The sequence below is a fragment of the Nakamurella sp. A5-74 genome, from assembly GCF_040438885.1.
Taxonomy (GTDB): Bacteria; Actinomycetota; Actinomycetes; order Mycobacteriales; family Nakamurellaceae; genus Nakamurella.
Map to the genome: position 1 here is coordinate 2,830,054 of NZ_CP159218.1, position 16,921 is coordinate 2,846,974.

At 69.3% G+C, this 16,921-nt stretch carries 14 protein-coding genes; 1 reads left to right on the forward strand and 13 read right to left on the reverse strand.

Annotated elements, in window-relative coordinates; translation table 11 throughout:
* Window positions 1-41: 41 nt before the first annotated feature.
* Window positions 42-1,034: an LLM class flavin-dependent oxidoreductase gene (locus ABLG96_RS12985; RefSeq protein WP_353647801.1), complete on the forward strand. Its 993-nt coding sequence runs from the start codon at window positions 42-44 to the stop codon at window positions 1,032-1,034.
* A gap of 61 nt (window positions 1,035-1,095) precedes the next feature.
* Here ABLG96_RS12985 and ABLG96_RS12990 read toward each other — a convergent pair whose 3' ends face one another.
* The 13 genes from ABLG96_RS12990 to ABLG96_RS13050 all read right to left on the reverse strand — a co-directional run bounded on the left by ABLG96_RS12990 (window position 1,096) and on the right by ABLG96_RS13050 (window position 16,920).
* On the reverse strand, window positions 1,096-1,977 hold the full coding sequence (locus tag ABLG96_RS12990; protein WP_353647802.1) for a DUF1295 domain-containing protein: 882 nt from the start codon (window positions 1,975-1,977) through the stop codon (window positions 1,096-1,098).
* Window positions 1,978-2,239: 262 nt separating this feature from the next.
* Window positions 2,240-3,589, reverse strand: a complete 1,350-nt coding sequence (locus ABLG96_RS12995) for an FAD:protein FMN transferase (protein WP_353647803.1) — start codon at window positions 3,587-3,589, stop codon at window positions 2,240-2,242.
* 69 nt (window positions 3,590-3,658) lie between these two features.
* On the reverse strand, window positions 3,659-5,086 hold the full coding sequence (locus ABLG96_RS13000) for a ferredoxin reductase family protein (RefSeq protein ID WP_353647804.1): 1,428 nt from the start codon (window positions 5,084-5,086) through the stop codon (window positions 3,659-3,661).
* A gap of 253 nt (window positions 5,087-5,339) precedes the next feature.
* Window positions 5,340-5,825: a hypothetical protein gene (locus tag ABLG96_RS13005; protein WP_353647805.1), complete on the reverse strand. Its 486-nt coding sequence runs from the start codon at window positions 5,823-5,825 to the stop codon at window positions 5,340-5,342.
* A 430-nt stretch (window positions 5,826-6,255) separates the two neighbouring features.
* Window positions 6,256-8,100 (reverse strand): glycoside hydrolase family 3 N-terminal domain-containing protein, encoded by a 1,845-nt coding sequence (locus ABLG96_RS13010; RefSeq protein ID WP_353647806.1) that lies wholly within the window; start codon window positions 8,098-8,100, stop codon window positions 6,256-6,258.
* A 283-nt stretch (window positions 8,101-8,383) separates the two neighbouring features.
* Window positions 8,384-9,373 carry a hypothetical protein gene (locus ABLG96_RS13015; RefSeq protein ID WP_353647807.1) on the reverse strand — a complete coding sequence of 330 codons (990 nt, stop codon included), beginning with the start codon at window positions 9,371-9,373 and terminating at the stop codon, window positions 8,384-8,386.
* A 10-nt stretch (window positions 9,374-9,383) separates the two neighbouring features.
* The gene (gene hisH, locus ABLG96_RS13020; RefSeq protein WP_353647808.1) at window positions 9,384-10,019 is read right to left on the reverse strand and encodes an imidazole glycerol phosphate synthase subunit HisH; all 636 of its coding nucleotides are present in this window, start codon (window positions 10,017-10,019) and stop codon (window positions 9,384-9,386) included.
* Complete coding sequence (gene hisB, locus ABLG96_RS13025; RefSeq protein WP_353647809.1) at window positions 10,016-10,615, reverse strand: imidazoleglycerol-phosphate dehydratase HisB; 600 nt, start codon at window positions 10,613-10,615, stop codon at window positions 10,016-10,018. Before hisB ends, hisH begins: the two co-directional genes overlap by 4 nt.
* 325 nt (window positions 10,616-10,940) lie before the next feature.
* Window positions 10,941-12,140 (reverse strand): histidinol-phosphate transaminase, encoded by a 1,200-nt coding sequence (locus tag ABLG96_RS13030; RefSeq protein WP_353647810.1) that lies wholly within the window; start codon window positions 12,138-12,140, stop codon window positions 10,941-10,943.
* Window positions 12,140-13,450: a histidinol dehydrogenase gene (gene hisD, locus ABLG96_RS13035; RefSeq protein WP_353647811.1), complete on the reverse strand. Its 1,311-nt coding sequence runs from the start codon at window positions 13,448-13,450 to the stop codon at window positions 12,140-12,142. Before hisD ends, ABLG96_RS13030 begins: the two co-directional genes overlap by 1 nt.
* 234 nt (window positions 13,451-13,684) lie before the next feature.
* Complete coding sequence (locus tag ABLG96_RS13040; protein ID WP_353647812.1) at window positions 13,685-14,299, reverse strand: GNAT family protein; 615 nt, start codon at window positions 14,297-14,299, stop codon at window positions 13,685-13,687.
* A 129-nt stretch (window positions 14,300-14,428) separates the two neighbouring features.
* Window positions 14,429-15,337, reverse strand: coding sequence for a carboxylating nicotinate-nucleotide diphosphorylase (gene nadC / locus ABLG96_RS13045; RefSeq protein ID WP_353647813.1), 909 nt, complete (start codon window positions 15,335-15,337; stop codon window positions 14,429-14,431).
* A complete protein-coding gene (locus ABLG96_RS13050; protein ID WP_353651491.1) occupies window positions 15,334-16,920 on the reverse strand; it encodes an L-aspartate oxidase in 1,587 nt (528 codons plus the stop codon). Before ABLG96_RS13050 ends, nadC begins: the two co-directional genes overlap by 4 nt.
* Window position 16,921 lies beyond the last annotated feature (1 nt).

Here is a 16,921-nt window from a genome sequence, read left to right on the forward strand (position 1 = left end):
GCCAGTTCCCGCCAGTTCCGCCACAGAGAAAGAGGACGTCCATGGATCTCGCCCTGTACCTGCCGAACTTCCGCGACAAGATCTCGCTGAAGGAGCTGGAGGACCTGACGCAACTGGCGGAGGACCTCGACTACGAATCGGTCTGGACCCTCGACCGCATCATCGTGCCGGAGTCCTCCGACCGCGCCGAGATGGAGTACGCGTTCGGCATGATGCACGAGTTGCCCAAGCAGCTGCCGGTGTCCTCGCGCGGAGAGTTTCTCCAGGGGATGCCGTTGATCCCGTGGCTCGCGTCCAAGACCAGCAAGGTGCGGATCGGCATGAGCATCATCGACACGCCGTACCGCTCCCCCGGGGTGCTGGCTGCGGAACTCGCGACCATCGACCATCTCTGCGAAGGACGGCTGAACGTGGCCGTCGGCTCCGGCTGGATGCCGGAGGAGTTCGCCGCGGCCAGCGCGACGCATCTGTTCCCGCGGCGGCATGCGCACGTGCGGGAGACGATCGAGATCATGCAGGGCATCTGGACGAACGACGTGTTCGAGTACCACGGCGAGTTCGCCGATTTCGGACCCAGCGGTTTCGGCGCGAAGCCGGTGCAGCAGCCGCACCCGCCCATCTACTTCAGCGGACTCAAGGATGCCGGGCGCGCCGCGAAGCGGGTGGCGAAGTACGGCCTGGCCGGCTGGATCGGGATCCAGGACTCGCCCGAGGAGATCGCCCAGTGGCGCGCCGGGATCCAGCGCGAGCTCGAGGCACTCGACACCGCTCGCACCATCGACGACCTGGACATCTGCACCATGATCTGGACCGTGATCACCGATGTGGACGTCGACCAGACACCGGCCGGCAAGGCCTCCAACCTGCTCGTCGGGTCGCAGGGCCAGGTCACCGACATGCTGAAGCGCTACCGCGAGGCCGGGTTGACCAAGGTGCTCATCTGGCCGCCCTTCGCCGACGTCCCCACCGCCAAGACGATGGACGACATGAAGCGGCTCAAGGAGGACATCCTGCCGAAGGTGGAGGCGGGCTGAGCCCGGGTGAGCGTGGACTCAGCCACCCCGGGCTGACCGCTCCCGGGTCGGGTCGCCTCCGTCAGCGGTCAGTGCGCTTCGGCCGCCGGGGGATGAAGAACGCGACGCGGTCCTGGTAGCCGCGGTAGCCGGGACGATCCGCCATCCGCCGTTCGGTGCGTTTCGCGCCGGTGGCGAAGATGAGCAAGTAGCTCATCAGGCCCGGCGCGGGCACCGTCAGCAGCCCTGGCGCCGATGCCGCGGCAGCGAGGAACGCGCCGTCCCAGACGACGGAGTCGCCGAAGTAGTTCGGGTGGCGGGACCAGCCCCACAGACCGGTGTCGAGGATGTCGCGCTCCGTGCTCCTCTTCTCGTCGCTGCTCTTGTCCTTCTCATCGCGCTCGGCCTGCTGCTGCTTGAACACCGTCTTCTGGTGGTCGGCCAACGCTTCGATCACCGCACCGGCCGCCATCACGCCAAGCCCGATCGGGAACAGCACCTTGCGACCGGACTTCGGCAACCGGCTCGCTGCAGCGAGCTGGATCGGGGCGGCGACGAGCAGCTGACTGAGCCCCTGCGCCACGAACACCTTGTTGATGACGCCGAACGTCGAAGCGCCCTCGAGGAACTCGGTGTACCGAGCGTCCTCGGAGTCGCTGCGCCGCAGTCGCTTCGTCATCTGCCAGTCCAGTCGGGCTGCCCACCCGGTGACGCCGGCGGCCAATGACCACCGCCGGACCACATCGCCCTTACCCACCAGTGCAACGGTGATGGCCACGGCCGCAAGCCCCGGACCCCAGACCCCGTCCGCGTAGTCACGCCGACCCGTCCGCAGCGCGACCGTCGCCGTGCCCGCCTGCAGCACCGTCACCACTGCCGCGGACGCTCCTGCCACCCGCCCCAGGTTCTTCCAATCGACCAACGATTTCCGCACTGTCGTCTCCTCGTCCGCTCCGCCGTCCATCAGGACGGCACTGCAGAGGCCTTACCCGGCCGACGGTTCCGTCACGCCCTGCCGTCTCAGCGTGCGGAGGTCGATGCGACTGCGTCGGTCACCTCGCTCCATTCGATCAGCGGCCGTCCAGGCTCGTGCGCCCACATCTGCAGGTCGATACCCGCCACGATGCTGATCCCTGGGCGGCCCACCTGCCCTTCGGCGTCGTGACCGGTTGGACCGTGCTGGTATTCGCGTCCACTTCGGTCGGGTCTGTTGTGCTTGAGCGTTTTCAGGCCGAGCACACATCGTCGATGTGCTGATGGGCGATCCGGTAGCCGTTCGCCAGCGCGGACGGGCACCGCGACAGCGCGGTCGGGTCCAGGAAACACACGGTCGCCCAGACATCCGCCCAGGCGAGGTTCGGGCCGGTGACGGTGATGCTGCCGCGCTGCCGGCTGGGTCCGCCGGTCCGCGGATCGTGGATGTGCGCCCCCCGCGCGGCGGTACCCGAGCTTGCGGCGGCTCCCCGCAGCATCGGAAGCGTGCCCCACAGCCGTCCGGGTCGGTCGGGGTTCTCCAACCCGATCGTCCATGGCGACCACAGCGGTGATCGTGGCATGACACCCCTCCCGGTGTCGCACAGGATGTCGCCGCCGGCACCGATGACGAACGCGAGTTCCGGGGCGAGACGGAGGTGGTTGACCGCTCGTTCGACGGCCCACCCCTTGACGATGCCTGTGGGATCCCACCCGGACGTCCCGTCCGGACCGGTGAGTTGATCGACGAACAAGCCGCCGGTCGACCGGGTCGCGATCTCGCACAGTGTTCGCACTTCGGCGAGCCAGGGATGCGCGTCGCGAGGATCCAGAGCGCCACTCCTGATCCGCATCAGCTCACTGTCCGACCGCCAGACACTGAACACCTCGTCGACCCGTCGCAGATAGCCGAACACGTTGCGCACCAGAGCATCCAAATTGCGGGTCGCGTCCGCGCCGTCGTCGGAGAACAGTCGCCGAACCCGCAGCGAGACCGGCAGGCCCATGACCTGCTCGACCCACACCCGTTCGACGACCTGACCTCGGTCGAGCGCGGCCGTCACAGGTTCGCCTGGTCGACGGCTGATTGCAAGCTCTGCAGATACCCGTCGGAGGTGTAGGTGGCGCCGCCGACCATGCTGATGTTCGCGCTCTGCGCGTCGACCGTTTCCTGGTTGAGCGTGGGGATCGCGTAGTCGTTGATCTCCTGGTCGCGGGTGGTCGTTGTACGGGTACTCCAGGGCGGTGGCCGCGGTGATCTTGCCGTCCTGCACCGTGATCTGGACCTGGACCGGCCCGTAGCGGGTGTCTGCGGCAGCACCGGTGAACGTTCCGGAGGCCGCAGCCGCCTCGGCGGTGGGAGAACCGGTCGATGGAGTGCTCGTCGCCGGGACTGTTCCGTCCGCGTCGGCGGTGACCGTCGCGGTGACGGTGGTCGTCGAGCCGGCGGTGGTGGTCGAGCCGGCTGTCGACGGACGCGCCGCGGCCGGGGTGCTGATGGATGGCGGGGTCGCAGCCGCCTCGGTGTTCGTGGAGGTGTGGTAGCTGAACAACAGGATCAGGACGGTCGCGGTACTGAGCAACCACCAGGTGATCTTCTTCATCGTCGGTCCTTCTGGCTGGTGGGACTGTGGCTGGTGGTGCTGTGACCGGAGGAGCTGGCGCGGCGTCGATCAGTAGCCGAACTGCTCGTCGTGCACACGGTCGGGCGGAACTCCGGCCGCTCGCGCTGCCCGGTGAACGGCCTGCATCCAGGCGGGAGCCCCGCAGAGATACACCTCACGTTCCGCGACATCGGGACACAGGTGCAGCAGCGCTTGGACGTCGGTGAGATGCGCAGCCGGCTGCGGTAGCCAGCTGGCACGGCCGTCGATGCGTCGGCCGGCGACCCGCAGGTAGTCCGCTCCGGCGCGGCGGGCGACCTCAGCCGTCTCCGCCCCGAGCGCTGCCTCGGCATCGGAGCGGACGCGGTGCACGACCATCACGTCACCCGGTTGCTGCTCGAGGCCCTGCAGCAGGGACAGCATCGGGGCGATGCCGATGCCGGATCCCATCAACAGCACCTTGCGCTGGGTGCGCACACCCGGGTGCATACGTCCGTACGGCCCCTCGATGAGGACCCTGGTGCCGGGACGCAGGTGCGTCAGGCGAGCGGTGCCCTCCCCCACGATCGCAGCGGTGAACCGCAGGGACCGCCCGTCGGGTGCCGCCGAGAGGGAGAACGGGTTCGCGCGGGACCAGCCGCGCCGGGTCAGGAAACGCCACTGGAAGAACTGCCCCGGTTGCACCGGCAGCGCGGCGATCCCGGGCCCGGAGACCGTCACGGACACCGCGCCTGGGCCCTCCGGGCGGACGTCCACGACACGCACACCTGCACGCAGGGAACGGACGAGAGGCACAACGATCCGCCACACGATGACGGGGCCGGCGCAGACCGCGTACAACGACCACCAGAACACCGTCGCAACGCGTGAGGCGAGGAAATCATTGCCGGTCCAGAGTTGGTGCGGCAGCGCCAGTCCTACGCCCACATACGCGTACAGGTGCAGCAGGTGCCACGACTCGTACTTCAGCTTCCGTCGAGCCCACCGGGCGGAGGTGGCAACGACCATCAACAGGGCGATCGTCCCGGCGACGGCCAGCAGGATTCCTGGGTAGTTCACGACGAGGTCGACGATCGTTCCCCACAGCCCGAGCGGCCCGGTGGCTGCGTAGCCGAGGGTGACCAGGACGATGTGGACCATCATCAAGGTGAATGAGGAGATGCCGATCAGTCGATGCGCCATGGCCAGTCGGTCCTGACCCCAGGACTGCTCCACGATGGGGACCCTGGCCATCATGAACACCTGGGCCAGCAGAAGTGCTGACGCGAGCAGGCCGCTGAGGCACGCGATCGAGGTCAGCGCGGAGCCGAGCGATCCGGTCAGATCCGTGATCGCGGCGTTGCTGAGCCAGAGCGCAGTCACTGCGACGAGAACCAACCACAGCGATCCTGCGGTGAGGTCGCGGAACCAGGAGTGACCGGAGCACCGACGACGGCCGCGCATCACCGGCGACCGATCGTCGTACCCGGCGCGCCCGGTGCACTCCACGATTGGCATCTGGGAATTCGGTCCGGGCGACGTCGACCGGTTCTCGGTCACGACGGAAGTTGTCATTCGTCCACTGTCGACCTCGTTGCCTTCCGGGCACTGTGGCTTTCCTGAGTGCTCCCTGTGAGCGTGGACCACGGGTGGCTCGGGCGCTCACACGCTGGATCTGGTGACCATGGCATTCCTGTCTGCGGACGTCGGACATGGTGGTTGAGTGCTCGATGCGCCGGGTTGCACGGGCACGCCCGCGCCGAGCGGACGGTCAGAATGCGAACACTTCCTCGTGCAGCTGACGAGCCGGCAGCCCCAGCTGCTGCAGTGAGCTGCGCACCGCACGGGCCAACGGCGGTGATGCGCACAGATACACATCGCTCTGCGCGAGTTCAGGAACGAGGCGGTGCAGGTCCGCCGGCGTGATCTGGTTGGCCGGATGGGACGAGGGGCCGATCAGCCACACGATGCGGGCGCCGCGGCGCCGTGCAATGGCTTCCAGCTCGTCGTGGAACACGACCTCCTGCGGGGCAGACACCCTGTTCAGCAGCGTGAGTGGTCCCGGAACCTCGATCGTCTCGAAAAGTGCGCGCATCGGGGTGATCCCGACGCCACCGGCAATGAGCACCACCGAACTACGGCGCCGACGGTGAGCTGTCATCGACCCGGATGGTCCCTCAGCGAACACCAGCGTGCCCGGTCTCACGGCCTGCACCCGGCTGCTGCCATCGCCCAGGGCCTTGACGGTGATGCGCATCCGATCACTGCGGCGTGGCGCCGACAAGGAGAACGGGTGGGCACTGCGCCACAGCCGGCCGTCGACGAAGCGCCATCGGAAGAACTGACCCGACTCGCCGCCGAGTTCATCCAGGTGTCTGCCGCACCTGACGATGCTGATCGCCTCGACCCGGAGCCTACGAACAGGACCGTGCCGACGGTGGCAGCGATCAAGCCCGGCAACCGGAGTACCTCAGCCAGAGCGGTGAACGGACCCCACCCCGCGGGACGCGGCCCACGACTGGACAGCGGCACCACGCGGAAGCCGCGCGAACCGGCCCGGCGTACTGGTGGAGCTCGTCGGCTCACAGAAGTCGTCGCCAGTGAGCGATTCTCAGCTTCCGAGGCGGAGAAACGTTCACTGGAGACGGGTTCTGTGAGCTGAGACGACGGGGACCTTGCGGATCAGCTCACCAGCTCAGGCCGTGCCCGATCGGGTAGAGGGTGGAGCCGTCTGCGGCGGGGATCGCTACGGGCAGCTTCCCCTTCGGCTCCACAGCGCCGGAGATCACCGCGACCACCGACTCCAGCGACACCGTCTTGGTGCCGTAGGTGGCCAGGTTGGTGGTTGCGGTGGGATATGAGGCGATGTCGTACGGGTTGCGGGTGGCGACGGTGATCACCGAGATCCCGCTGTCCTGCAACGCCTTGACGAGCTTCGCCTGCCCGGCGGAGGAGGCCGCGTTGTAGGTCAGAACCACTGCGGCGTCCTGCCCGGCCGCAGCGGCTACGGCCGCGGCGATCTCGGCGTCGGTCGGGTTGGTTCCCACCGCCGCGATCGACGGCACGGCGCCGCGGGCGGTGAAGGCATTGGCCACCGTCGTCCTGGACGTTGCGTTGTACCCGGTGACCAGGATCTTCTTGCCGGACGGAGCCAACGGCAGCACCGCGGAATCGTTGCGCAGCACGGTGATCGAGGCATCAGTGGCCTGCGCCACGCGCTTCAGGCTCGCCTGGGTCCCGACCACCTTGTCGACCTTCTTCACATCGACGAACGGGTGGGTGACGGTTCCGTTGCGCCACTTGAGCAGCAGCACCCGGCGGAGCGACTCGTCCAACCGGCGCTGGGTGATCTCGCCGGACTGCACCGCGTCGAGGACCCCGTTGTAGGCGACGTCCAGCTTGGGCGGATCGAGCAGGATGTCGACGCCGGCCTTGAGCGCCAGCACCGGAACCCGGTCGTCGCCGTACTTGTCGCGCACACCCTGCATGTTCAGCGCGTCGGTGACCACGACGCCGCGGTATCCGAGCTCGCCGCGCAGGATGTCGGTGATGATCGTCCTGGACAGCGTCGACGGATCACCGGAGGAATCCAGCGCTGGGACGATGATGTGCGCCGTCATGATCACGTCGACGCCGGCCTTGATGGCGGCGACGAACGGCGGCTTGTCGATCCTCTCCCACTCCTGACGGGTGTGGGTGATCACCGGGATACCGGTGTGCGAGTCGACGCTGGTGTCGCCGTGACCCGGGAAGTGTTTGACGGCCGAGGAGATCCCGGCGTCGCGCTGGTAGCCGGTGATCTGTGCGGCGACCATCTCGGACACGGCTTTCGGATCGGCGCCGAAGGATCGCACGCCGATGATCGGGTTGGCCGGGTTGATGTTCACGTCGGAATCGGGGGCGAAGTTCTGTCGGACACCGACGGCGGCGAGCTCACGGCCCTGGATGGCGGCCAGGTCGCGGGCGACCGTGGTGTCATCGGTGGCGCCGATGGCCATCGAACCGGGGGTCTGGGTGGCCGGTTCGAGCATCCGGGTGACCAGGCCGCCCTCCTGGTCGATCGACATCAGCAGCGGTACCCCGGCACCGGAACCGAGCGCCGTGCGCTGCAGCCCGTTGGACAGTCCGGCCGCCTGGACGGGGTTGTCGACGTTGTGTGCCCAGGAGAAGTAGAGGACACCGCCGAGGTGGTACTTCTGCACCACCTCGCGAGCCGTGGCGACTCCGAACTCCTTGGTGTTGTTGGCATCCGAGGTGTCGGCATCACTGCCGTAGACGTGGGTCGAGAACAGCTGCCCCACCTTCTCCTCGGTGCTCATCGACCGGATGACCCGTTCGGCCCACAGCCGACCGAGCAGATCGCTCCAGGACGAGCTCGTGGTGGCGGGCGTCTGCATCGCAGCCACCGGAGCCGCAGAGACTGCTGGGACGAGCAGCAGCGAGCCGAGCAGGGCGATCAACGCAGCCAGGGCCACCCCTACCCGACGTGCCAGTGGTCCGGAGTGCAGAAAGGAACGTCGAGGGTTCGCCATGTGTAAAAAACTAACGTGAACGTGACGGGACGGCAATAGACACGCACCCGGCGCCGCCCGGACTCGACATCGCAGGGGTTGGTCGATGATCGGTTCCAGCGGGACGAGAGCGGGGACGGGATCTCGTCTCCTTCGTCGCTCGATCACCGCGCACCCGGCGCCGCCCGGACTCGACATCGCAGGGGTTGGTCGATGATCGGTTCCAGCGGGACGAGCGGGGACGGGATCTCGTCTCCTTCGTCGCTCGATCACCGCGCACCGCGCACCGCGCACCGGGCACCGATCACGCCGGGAGCGCTGCCCCCTGCGCCACGATTTCCGCCTGCTGGCCCGGGCCACCGACGGTGAACGGTCGACCTGGCAGCATCGCCACCGTGCCGTCGCGTCGTCCGGACAGCCGCAGCACACCACTGCGCGCGCGGCCGAACCGTCTGCCCTCGACCGTGATGGCCAGGTCCCGATCGATCAGCCGTCCGTGCCCGTTGCCCAACCCGCTCCAGCGGGACGCCTGCGCGGTGATCACCAGATCGGCACCCGGCCAATCGCCGGCCACCAACAACACCGCTCCGCTCGTGCGGAGCCGTCCCCGCAGGACCCGCACCCGCGCGGGTGGGACGGCAGCTCGGGGAGCCCCGGCGACGATCACCTCGACACCGTCGGCGAGCACCGAGATCACCTGCAGCGCATCGTCTCCCGGGTCGGGCACCACCGCCAATCGGTCCAGCGAGACCCCCAGTTCGGCGGCCGCGAGCAGGCCGAGCTCCGGGACACCCACCAGGGCCGCCCAGCGAGCTCCGCCGGCGACCACTGCGCCGTCACCGCCCTGGATCGCTGCCACCAACGACAGCAACAGGCTGGAGCCTCCCCCACCCACCCCGCCGGAGCGGATCCCGACCACCCCACCGCGCGGCACACCGCCGTCGGGGAGCAGCGCGCCGAGCGGACCACTCACCGGAAGGATCGTCGACCCGACCCAGGAGGCGCGTCCGACGGTCCGGCCGGGCTCGGCGCCCACCCGCCCGAGCTCCGCAGTCACCAGCCCGAGTTCGGCACCCCCAGGACGCCCTGCATCCCCGGCAGGGGTGTCGGTCCGCTGCGGGAGGATGTCGTCCGTCGCGGTCCGCGCGCGATGCACGGCGGCCCCGGCCGCACCCCAGCCGAGGGACACGCCAGGATGAGCGGTCTCCAGCGAACGACGCAGACCGGCGATCACCTCGTCACGCGTCAGGCCCGGGGTCACCGCAGCGCGAACCTCGGCACGTGAATCGAACATGTGTTCGATACTAGAGAGAACGCACCCATCTGGACAAGAGCTCGGCGCCCGCATCACCGGACTTCTCCGGGTGGAACTGGGTGGCCACCAGCGGGCCGTTCTCGACCGCAGCGACGAAGGCGTCGCCGCCGTGCTCCGACCAGCTGACGGCCGGCTCCGGGAACGGCGGCGTCACCTCGAGCTCCCAGCGCCGCGCGGCGTAGGAGTGCACGAAGTAGTAACGGGTATCCGGGTCGATCCCGGCGAACAGCGTCGAGCCGGTGCCGGGCGTGACGGTGTTCCAACCCATGTGCGGAACCACAGACGCCTGCAGTCGCTCCACGGTGCCCGGCCACTCGCCGGCGCCCTCGGTCTGCACGCCGTGCTCGACGCCGTGTTCGAACAGGATCTGCATCCCCACACAGATGCCCAGTACCGGTCGGGATCCGGCGAGACGTCGGCCGATGATCCGCTCACCCCGCACCTGCAGCAGGCCGGCCATGCACGCCGCGTAGGCGCCGACGCCCGGTACCACCAGGCCGTCAGCCTGCAGAGCCGCGTCGAAGTTGCCGGTCACCTCGACCTCCGCGCCAGTGCGCTGCAATGCCCGGCGGGCAGAGGCGAGGTTGCCGGAACCGTAGTCGAGCACGACCACGCTAGGGGTCACAGCACACCCTTGGTCGAGGGAATGCCACTGATCCTCGGGTCGGGTTCCACCGCCTGCCGCAACGCACGGGCGACGGCCTTGAACTGCGCCTCGCAGATGTGGTGCGGATCGCGGCCGTGGATCACCCGCACGTGCAGGGCGATCTGGGCGTGGAAGGCCAGCGAGTCGAAGACGTGCCTGTTCAGCACCACCGGGTAGTTGCCACCCACGACGGCACTGATCGCCGCGTCGGGTTCGCCGACGTGCACGCTGAACGGACGCCCGGAGACGTCGACGGCGGCGTGGGCGAGGGTCTCGTCCATCGGGATGAAACTGTCGCCGAAGCGGCGGATCCCCGCCTTGTCCCCCAGCGCCTGCCGGATTGCCTGACCGAGCACGATCGCCACGTCCTCGACGGTGTGGTGGGCGTCGATGTCGACGTCACCCTTCGCCTGCACGGTCATGTCGAACGCACCGTGCACGCCGAACGCGGTCAGCATGTGGTCGTAGAACCGGACGCCGGTGTTGATGTCGACCTGGCCGGTGCCGTCGAGGTCGATCTCGACCACCACGTGCGATTCGGAGGTCTTGCGCTCGATCTGCGCGATGCGGCTCATCTGGTCCCTGTTCGATGTCGGAGGGTTCGCTGTCGGTGTGGTCGCTGTCGATGTGGTCGCTGTCGGTGTGGTCGCTGTCTGTGCGGTCGCTGTCGCGGGTCGGACTGTGGGACGGTCCGGTGTCCACGTGCTCGCGGAGAGCGTGGGTCCGGACTCGAGGTCCGAGTCCGTCGGGGCGGCGTGCCTGCGTCGAGATCCTACGGGGGACGGCAGGGAGCCGGCGGCCCGCTGCCCGGGAAGCTGGCCCGCAGCGATGGACTGATCGCCCGCAGGGGCGGGCTCGGGATCGCGAACCGGATCAGCGTCCGTCCGCGCACCGAGCAGATCAAACGCCATGCCGCACCCCTGTCTCCGACGAAGGCGTGCCGGTGGGCCCGTCGAGCTCGCGCCCGACCAGCCGACCGACGACGTCCAGGAAGTCGTCGTTCTCGGCAGGAGTGCCGATGGTGACCCGCAGATGCCCGGGGATCCCGACGTCCCTGATCAGGATGCCCTGATCAAGGAAAGCCTGCCAGAGGGCGGGCGCATCGTCGATCCCACCGAACAGCAAGAAGTTGGCCGCCGACTCGATCACGGTGAAACCCTTGTCCTGCAACGCCTGTGCCACCCGTTCGCGCTCCTGCACGAGCGCGGCGACGGTGCCGAGCGTCTCGTCGGCGTGCCGCAGCGCAGCCTGTGCGGCCGCCTGGGTGACGGCGGAGAGGTGGTAGGGCAGCCGAACGAGCAGCAGCGCCTCGATGACCGCCGGAGCAGCAGCGAGGTAGCCGAGCCGGCCACCAGCGAAGGCGAACGCCTTCGACATGGTCCGTACGACCATCACCTGCGCGGGGAACTCCTGGATCAGCGCGATCGCGGAGGGATGACGGGAGAACTCCGCATAGGCCTCGTCGATCACCACGATCCCGCGCGCCGCGCGCACCAGCCGCCGGAGATCGGCCAGCGGCAGCGCGCCACCGGTCGGGTTGTTCGGCGAGGTGAGGAAGACGAGATCGGCTGCGGTGTCGGTGATGTCGGTCACCGCGGCCTCGACGTCGATCCCGAAGTCCGCCGTCCGCGGACAGGGCAACCACGCTGTCTGGGTGCCGGTCGCGATGATCGGGTGCATGGAGTACGACGGTTCGAAACCCATCCCGCGGCGACCGGGACCGCCGAACGCCTGCAGGATCTGCTGCAGGATCTCGTTCGACCCGTTGGCGGCCCACAGGTTGTCGACCGTCAGCGGGACACCGGTGGCTGCGGCCAGGTAGGCGGCCAGCGCGGTCCGTAGCTCGATGGCGTCACGATCGGGGTAGCGATTCAGATCGACAGCAGCTGCAGCCACCGAACGGGTGATGTCCTCGACGAGCGCCGGCGACGGGGCGTACGGATTCTCGTTGGTGTTGGCCTGCACCCGGACGGTCAGCTGGGGTGCACCGTACGGCGACCGGCCCACCAGATCCGGCCGCAGCGGAAGGTCGGCCAGCGACACCTGTGCGCCGACCGCCGACCCCGCAGCGCCGACGGCGGCCGTCTGTTCCGGGCTCATCAGTTGAACCTCGCGGCGACAGCCGCACCGTGTGCCGGCAGGTTCTCGGCCTCGGCCAGCACGATCACCGACGGCGCGACCACGGCGAGCGCGGACTCGGTGTAGTCGATCATCTGCACCGAACGCAGGAACGTCGTCGTGTTCAGCGCCGAAGAATAGCGAGCACCTCCCGAGGTGGGCAGGACGTGGTTGGAGCCGGCGCAGTAATCGCCCAGCGACACGGGCGAGAACGGCCCGATGAAGATCGCTCCCGCGTTGCGGATCCGCCCAGCCACCTGCTGGGCGTCCCTCGTCTGGATCTCCAGGTGCTCGGCGGCATAGGAGTCGGCGACGGCGATCCCGTCGTCCATGCTCGCGACCAGCACGGTGCCGGACTGCGGGCCCGACAGTGCCGTCCTGACCCGCTCGGAGTGCCGGGTCTGTTCGACGAGCTCGGGCAGCAGCGCGTCGACCGCATCCGCCAGCGCGACGGACGTGGTGATGAGCACCGAGGCGGCGTTCGGGTCGTGTTCGGCCTGCGAGATCAGGTCGGCTGAGACGAACCGCGGATCGGCGGAATCGTCTGCCAGCACAGCGATCTCGGTGGGTCCGGCCTCGGAGTCGATGGCCACGGTGCCGCGGAGCGCGCGCTTCGCCGCGGTGACGTAGACGTTGCCGGGGCCGGTGATCACGTCGACGGGTTCCACCGGCTCACCGCCGAGACCGTCGGGCTTGCTGCCGTAGCCCAGCAGCGCGATTCCCTGGGCGCCGCCGGCGGCGTAGACCTCGGTGACACCCAGCAGCGCGCACGCGGCCAGCACGGTGGCGTCGGGCCAGCCGTCGTTGTCGGGCTGCGGCGGCGAACAGACGGCGATCGAGCGGACACCGGCGACCTGGGCCGGCACCACGTTCATCACCACGCTCGAGGGGTAGAACGCCAGCCCACCCGGCACGTACAGACCGACCCGGTCGACCGGGATCCAGCGCTGGGTGATCACCGCCCCCGGGGTGAGATGGGTCTGTGTCTCGGTCGGGAGTTGCGCCTCGTGTCCGCGGCGGGCACGGTCCATCGATTCGATCAGCGCCACCCGGACCGCTGGGTCCAGGCCGTGCAGAGCACCGGTCACCACCACTTCCGGCACCCTGATGGACGACGGACGCACCCCGTCGAACTGCTCCGAGAAGTCCAGCACTGCCTCGACGCCGCGGTCGCGCACCGCCTGCAGGATGGGGCCGACCACCGCGTCGGCGGCCGCAGCTGCACCGGTGGCGCGGGGCAGCACGCTGCGGACGTCACCGAGACCGGCGGTCAGGTCGATGCGCTGCAGCATGGAAGTCCTCGACTGTGGAGGGGACGGGATGGGAGCGCGAGCACCGGTGCCCACCCTTTCAGGGTAGGACGCCGCAGCAGTGGCCCGGACCGCGGGATCTCGACCCACTCCGTTCGCTCGATCAGCGTCCGGGGTTGGACGCCGCGGCAGCTGTCCGGACCGCGGGATCTCGACCCACTCCGTTCGCTCGACCGACGTCGGACGATCGGTGCACAGGGGTGCGGTCGGTCGTGCTCAGGCGAGCTCCGGGTGTCCCCGGTGAACCGACCACTCCCGCGCCAGGATCGACATCACGATCTCGTCGGTCCACACCTCGCCGTCGGCGGCCAGGTAGCGGAACGCATCCCGCCTGGTGCCCTCGACCACGAAACCGACCTTGCGGTAGGCGCGGATCGCACGCGGGTTGTAGGCGTACACGCCCAACTCGATCCGGTGCAGATGGATGTGTTCGAAGCCGTACCCGACGGTCAACCGGATCGCTTCGGTACCCAAGCCGCGATCACGGCCGGACGGGCCGAGCAGGATCCGGAAGTTCGCGCTGCGCGCCACCGGGTCCCAGTCGTTGAGCACCGACTCGCCGACCGGCTCGTCGGTCGCCGCGTCGACGATCACCAGGTCGAGTCGACCGTCGATCCCGGCCCGGGAGGAGTACCACTGCACGATCTCCTCGGTGGGCTGCAGGGGGAAGGCCGCCGCCTCGACCGCACTGGTGACGGAACCGGTGAAGCGCAGCAGTTCCTCATCGGCCAGCAGCTGGGCGATCGGCCAGGCGTCCTCCCTGACCGGAGGGCGGAGCACGACCTTGTCTCCCTGCAGGGTCGGCTTCGGGAGCCAGGGCGAGGCGGTCATGGCTCCCACCCTGCCCTGGCGAGCGCCCACTGTCGACGTCTTGGGCGGCCTGTCACTCGACCTGCAGCATCCGGCGGCGAGTTCGTGACGACCGGAGATCGTCGACGAGGTCGCGGGCGTGCCGCAGGATCACGCCGAACCTGCGGCGTCCGACGTCGTGTCGAGCGTCAGGTCCAGACCGAGGTCGAGGCTCGGCGCCGAGTGCGTCAGACCGCCAACGGCCAGGAAGTCGACACCGGTCTCGGCATAGGCCCTGGCGACCTCGAGGGTCAGCCCGCCGGAGGACTCCAACCGGGTCCTCGGGTCCCGCTCCCGGGTGATCCGCACGGCTGCTGCGGTCTCGGACGGGCTGAAGTTGTCCAGCAGGATCAGCGGCACCGCATGGCTGAGCGCTTCGCGCAGTTGATCAAGGGTGTCCACCTCGACCTCGAGGAAGATCTCGGGGTCGAGCGTCCGGACCGCGGTGATCGCAGCGCCGATCGATCCCGCTGCCACCACGTGGTTGTCCTTGATCAACGCCGCATCGCCCAGACCCATCCGGTGGTTCACCCCGCCACCAGCCACCACCGCCCGCTTCTGGAGCGCACGCAGTCCCGGCAGTGTCTTGCGGGTGTCGCGGATCCGCGCGCCGGTACCGGCCACCGCCTCGACCCAGGCGCGCGTGAGGGTGGCGATGCCCGACAGGTGGGTGACCAGGTTGAGCGCAGTCCGTTCCGCCGTCAACAGCGCTCTGGTGGGGCCGCTGACGACCAGCGCCGGCACCCCGGCTGCCAGCCTGGCCCCTTCGGGAAGGATCGACCGGACTTCGATCGACGGGCCGCCCACCGCCCGGAACACCTCGACTGCGGCGCCGACCCCGGACAGCACACCAGCGACACGTGGCGTCAGCGCGGCCACCGCGACAGCGTCCTGGGGAACTGTGGCCAGCGTGGTGACGTCCGGCCCGTGCCGCAGGTCCTCCTCGAGCGCGACCTCGATCACCCTGCGCAGGTCGTCTGCGTCCTCGAGCACGTCGTGCATCGTCGGTCCGCCGCTCATACCGGAACCGCCGGCCGGAGGGCGCCGATCTCGAGTTCGTCGTCTGCCGTCAGGGTCAGCGAGATCGGTTGCGCCCAGGCAAGTCTGCGCTCGGGGAAGTCGAGTCGGACGTGAGCACCGCGCGATTCGGTCCGGGTGGCCGCGGCCGTCACCACCAGCCGGGCGACGAGCGTGATGTTCGCCGCTTCCACCGATTCCCGACTGACGCGGGCGCCGGGATCGGGGCGAGGAAAGAGCACCTGGGCCAGCGACGTCGCGTCCCTGCCGATCCCGACCCGCTTGCTCATCGACCGCTGCAACTGCCCCACCGCGGGCGGATCGACGGTGCGCGGCTGGGGAACGGCGATCGGTTCGCCCAGCGGCACCGGGTTCTCGACGATGTCCGCCGCTGCTCGCTCCCCCATCACCAGACCTTCCAACAACGAGTTGGACGCCAACCGGTTCGCGCCGTGCAGCCCCGTCCTGGCCACCTCCCCGACGGCGTAGAGCCGGTTGATCGTGGTGCGGCCCTGCAGATCCGTCCACACTCCTCCGCACTGGAAGTGTTCCGCCGGCGCCACCGGGATCAACTGCCGCTGCGGGTCGACACCCGCCGCGGTGCACGCCGCGGTGATCGTCGGGAACCGGCGCGCGAACCCTTCGACGGCACGGGCGTCAAGAAAGACGTGATCGTCGATGCCGCCGGGGTTCTCGGCCATCCGCCGGGTGATCGCCAGTGAGACCACGTCCCGCGGAGCGAGATCGGCCAGCGGGTGGACACCCGTCATCACCCGACGGCCGGCCCCGTCCACCAGTACGGCCCCCGCACCCCGCACCGCCTCGCTGACGAGCGGTCGCTGCCCGGCGAGCCCACCGTCGGTGAACAGCACGGTCGGGTGGAACTGGATGAACTCGAGGTCGGCGACCTGCGCTCCGGCGCGCAGCGCGATGGCCACCCCGTCGGCGGTGGCAACCGGCGGGTTGCTGGTCGCCGCGTAGAGCTGTCCGCAGCCACCGGTCGCCAGCACCACCGCGCCGGCACGGATCAGACCGACGCGCCCGGATGGAGCGAGAACCGTGACGCCGCAGGCACTGCCGGCGACATCGGTGACGACGTCCAGCGCCAGGTGGCCGGCCAGCACGGCCGGCATACCGGTCGCCGCCAGCAGCGCCCGCTCCACCTCGGCGCCGGTCGCGTCGCCGCCTGCGTGGATGATCCGGTCCGCATGATGCCCGCCCTCGCGGGTGCGCAGCAGCGCCCCCGGATCGCCGGGCCCGGACGGAGCGAGGCTGTCGAAGACCGCACCCCGCGCGCGGAGCCGGGCAACCGCAGCGATCCCCTCGGTGACCACCGCCGCAGCCACGACAGGATCGGTGAGGCCGGCCCCGGCCACCACGGTGTCGTGCAGATGGGCGTCGATGGTGTCACCGGTCGCCGCATCGACCACGGCGATCCCGCCCTGGGCCCAGCGGGTACTGCCGGCCTCGGGAGCGTCCTTGGTGATGATCACTACCCGGAGTCCGGCGGCTGCTGCATCGTGGGCCGCCGTCAGTCCGGCGACTCCCGACCCGACGACCACGACGTCGACGTGCGCATCCCACATG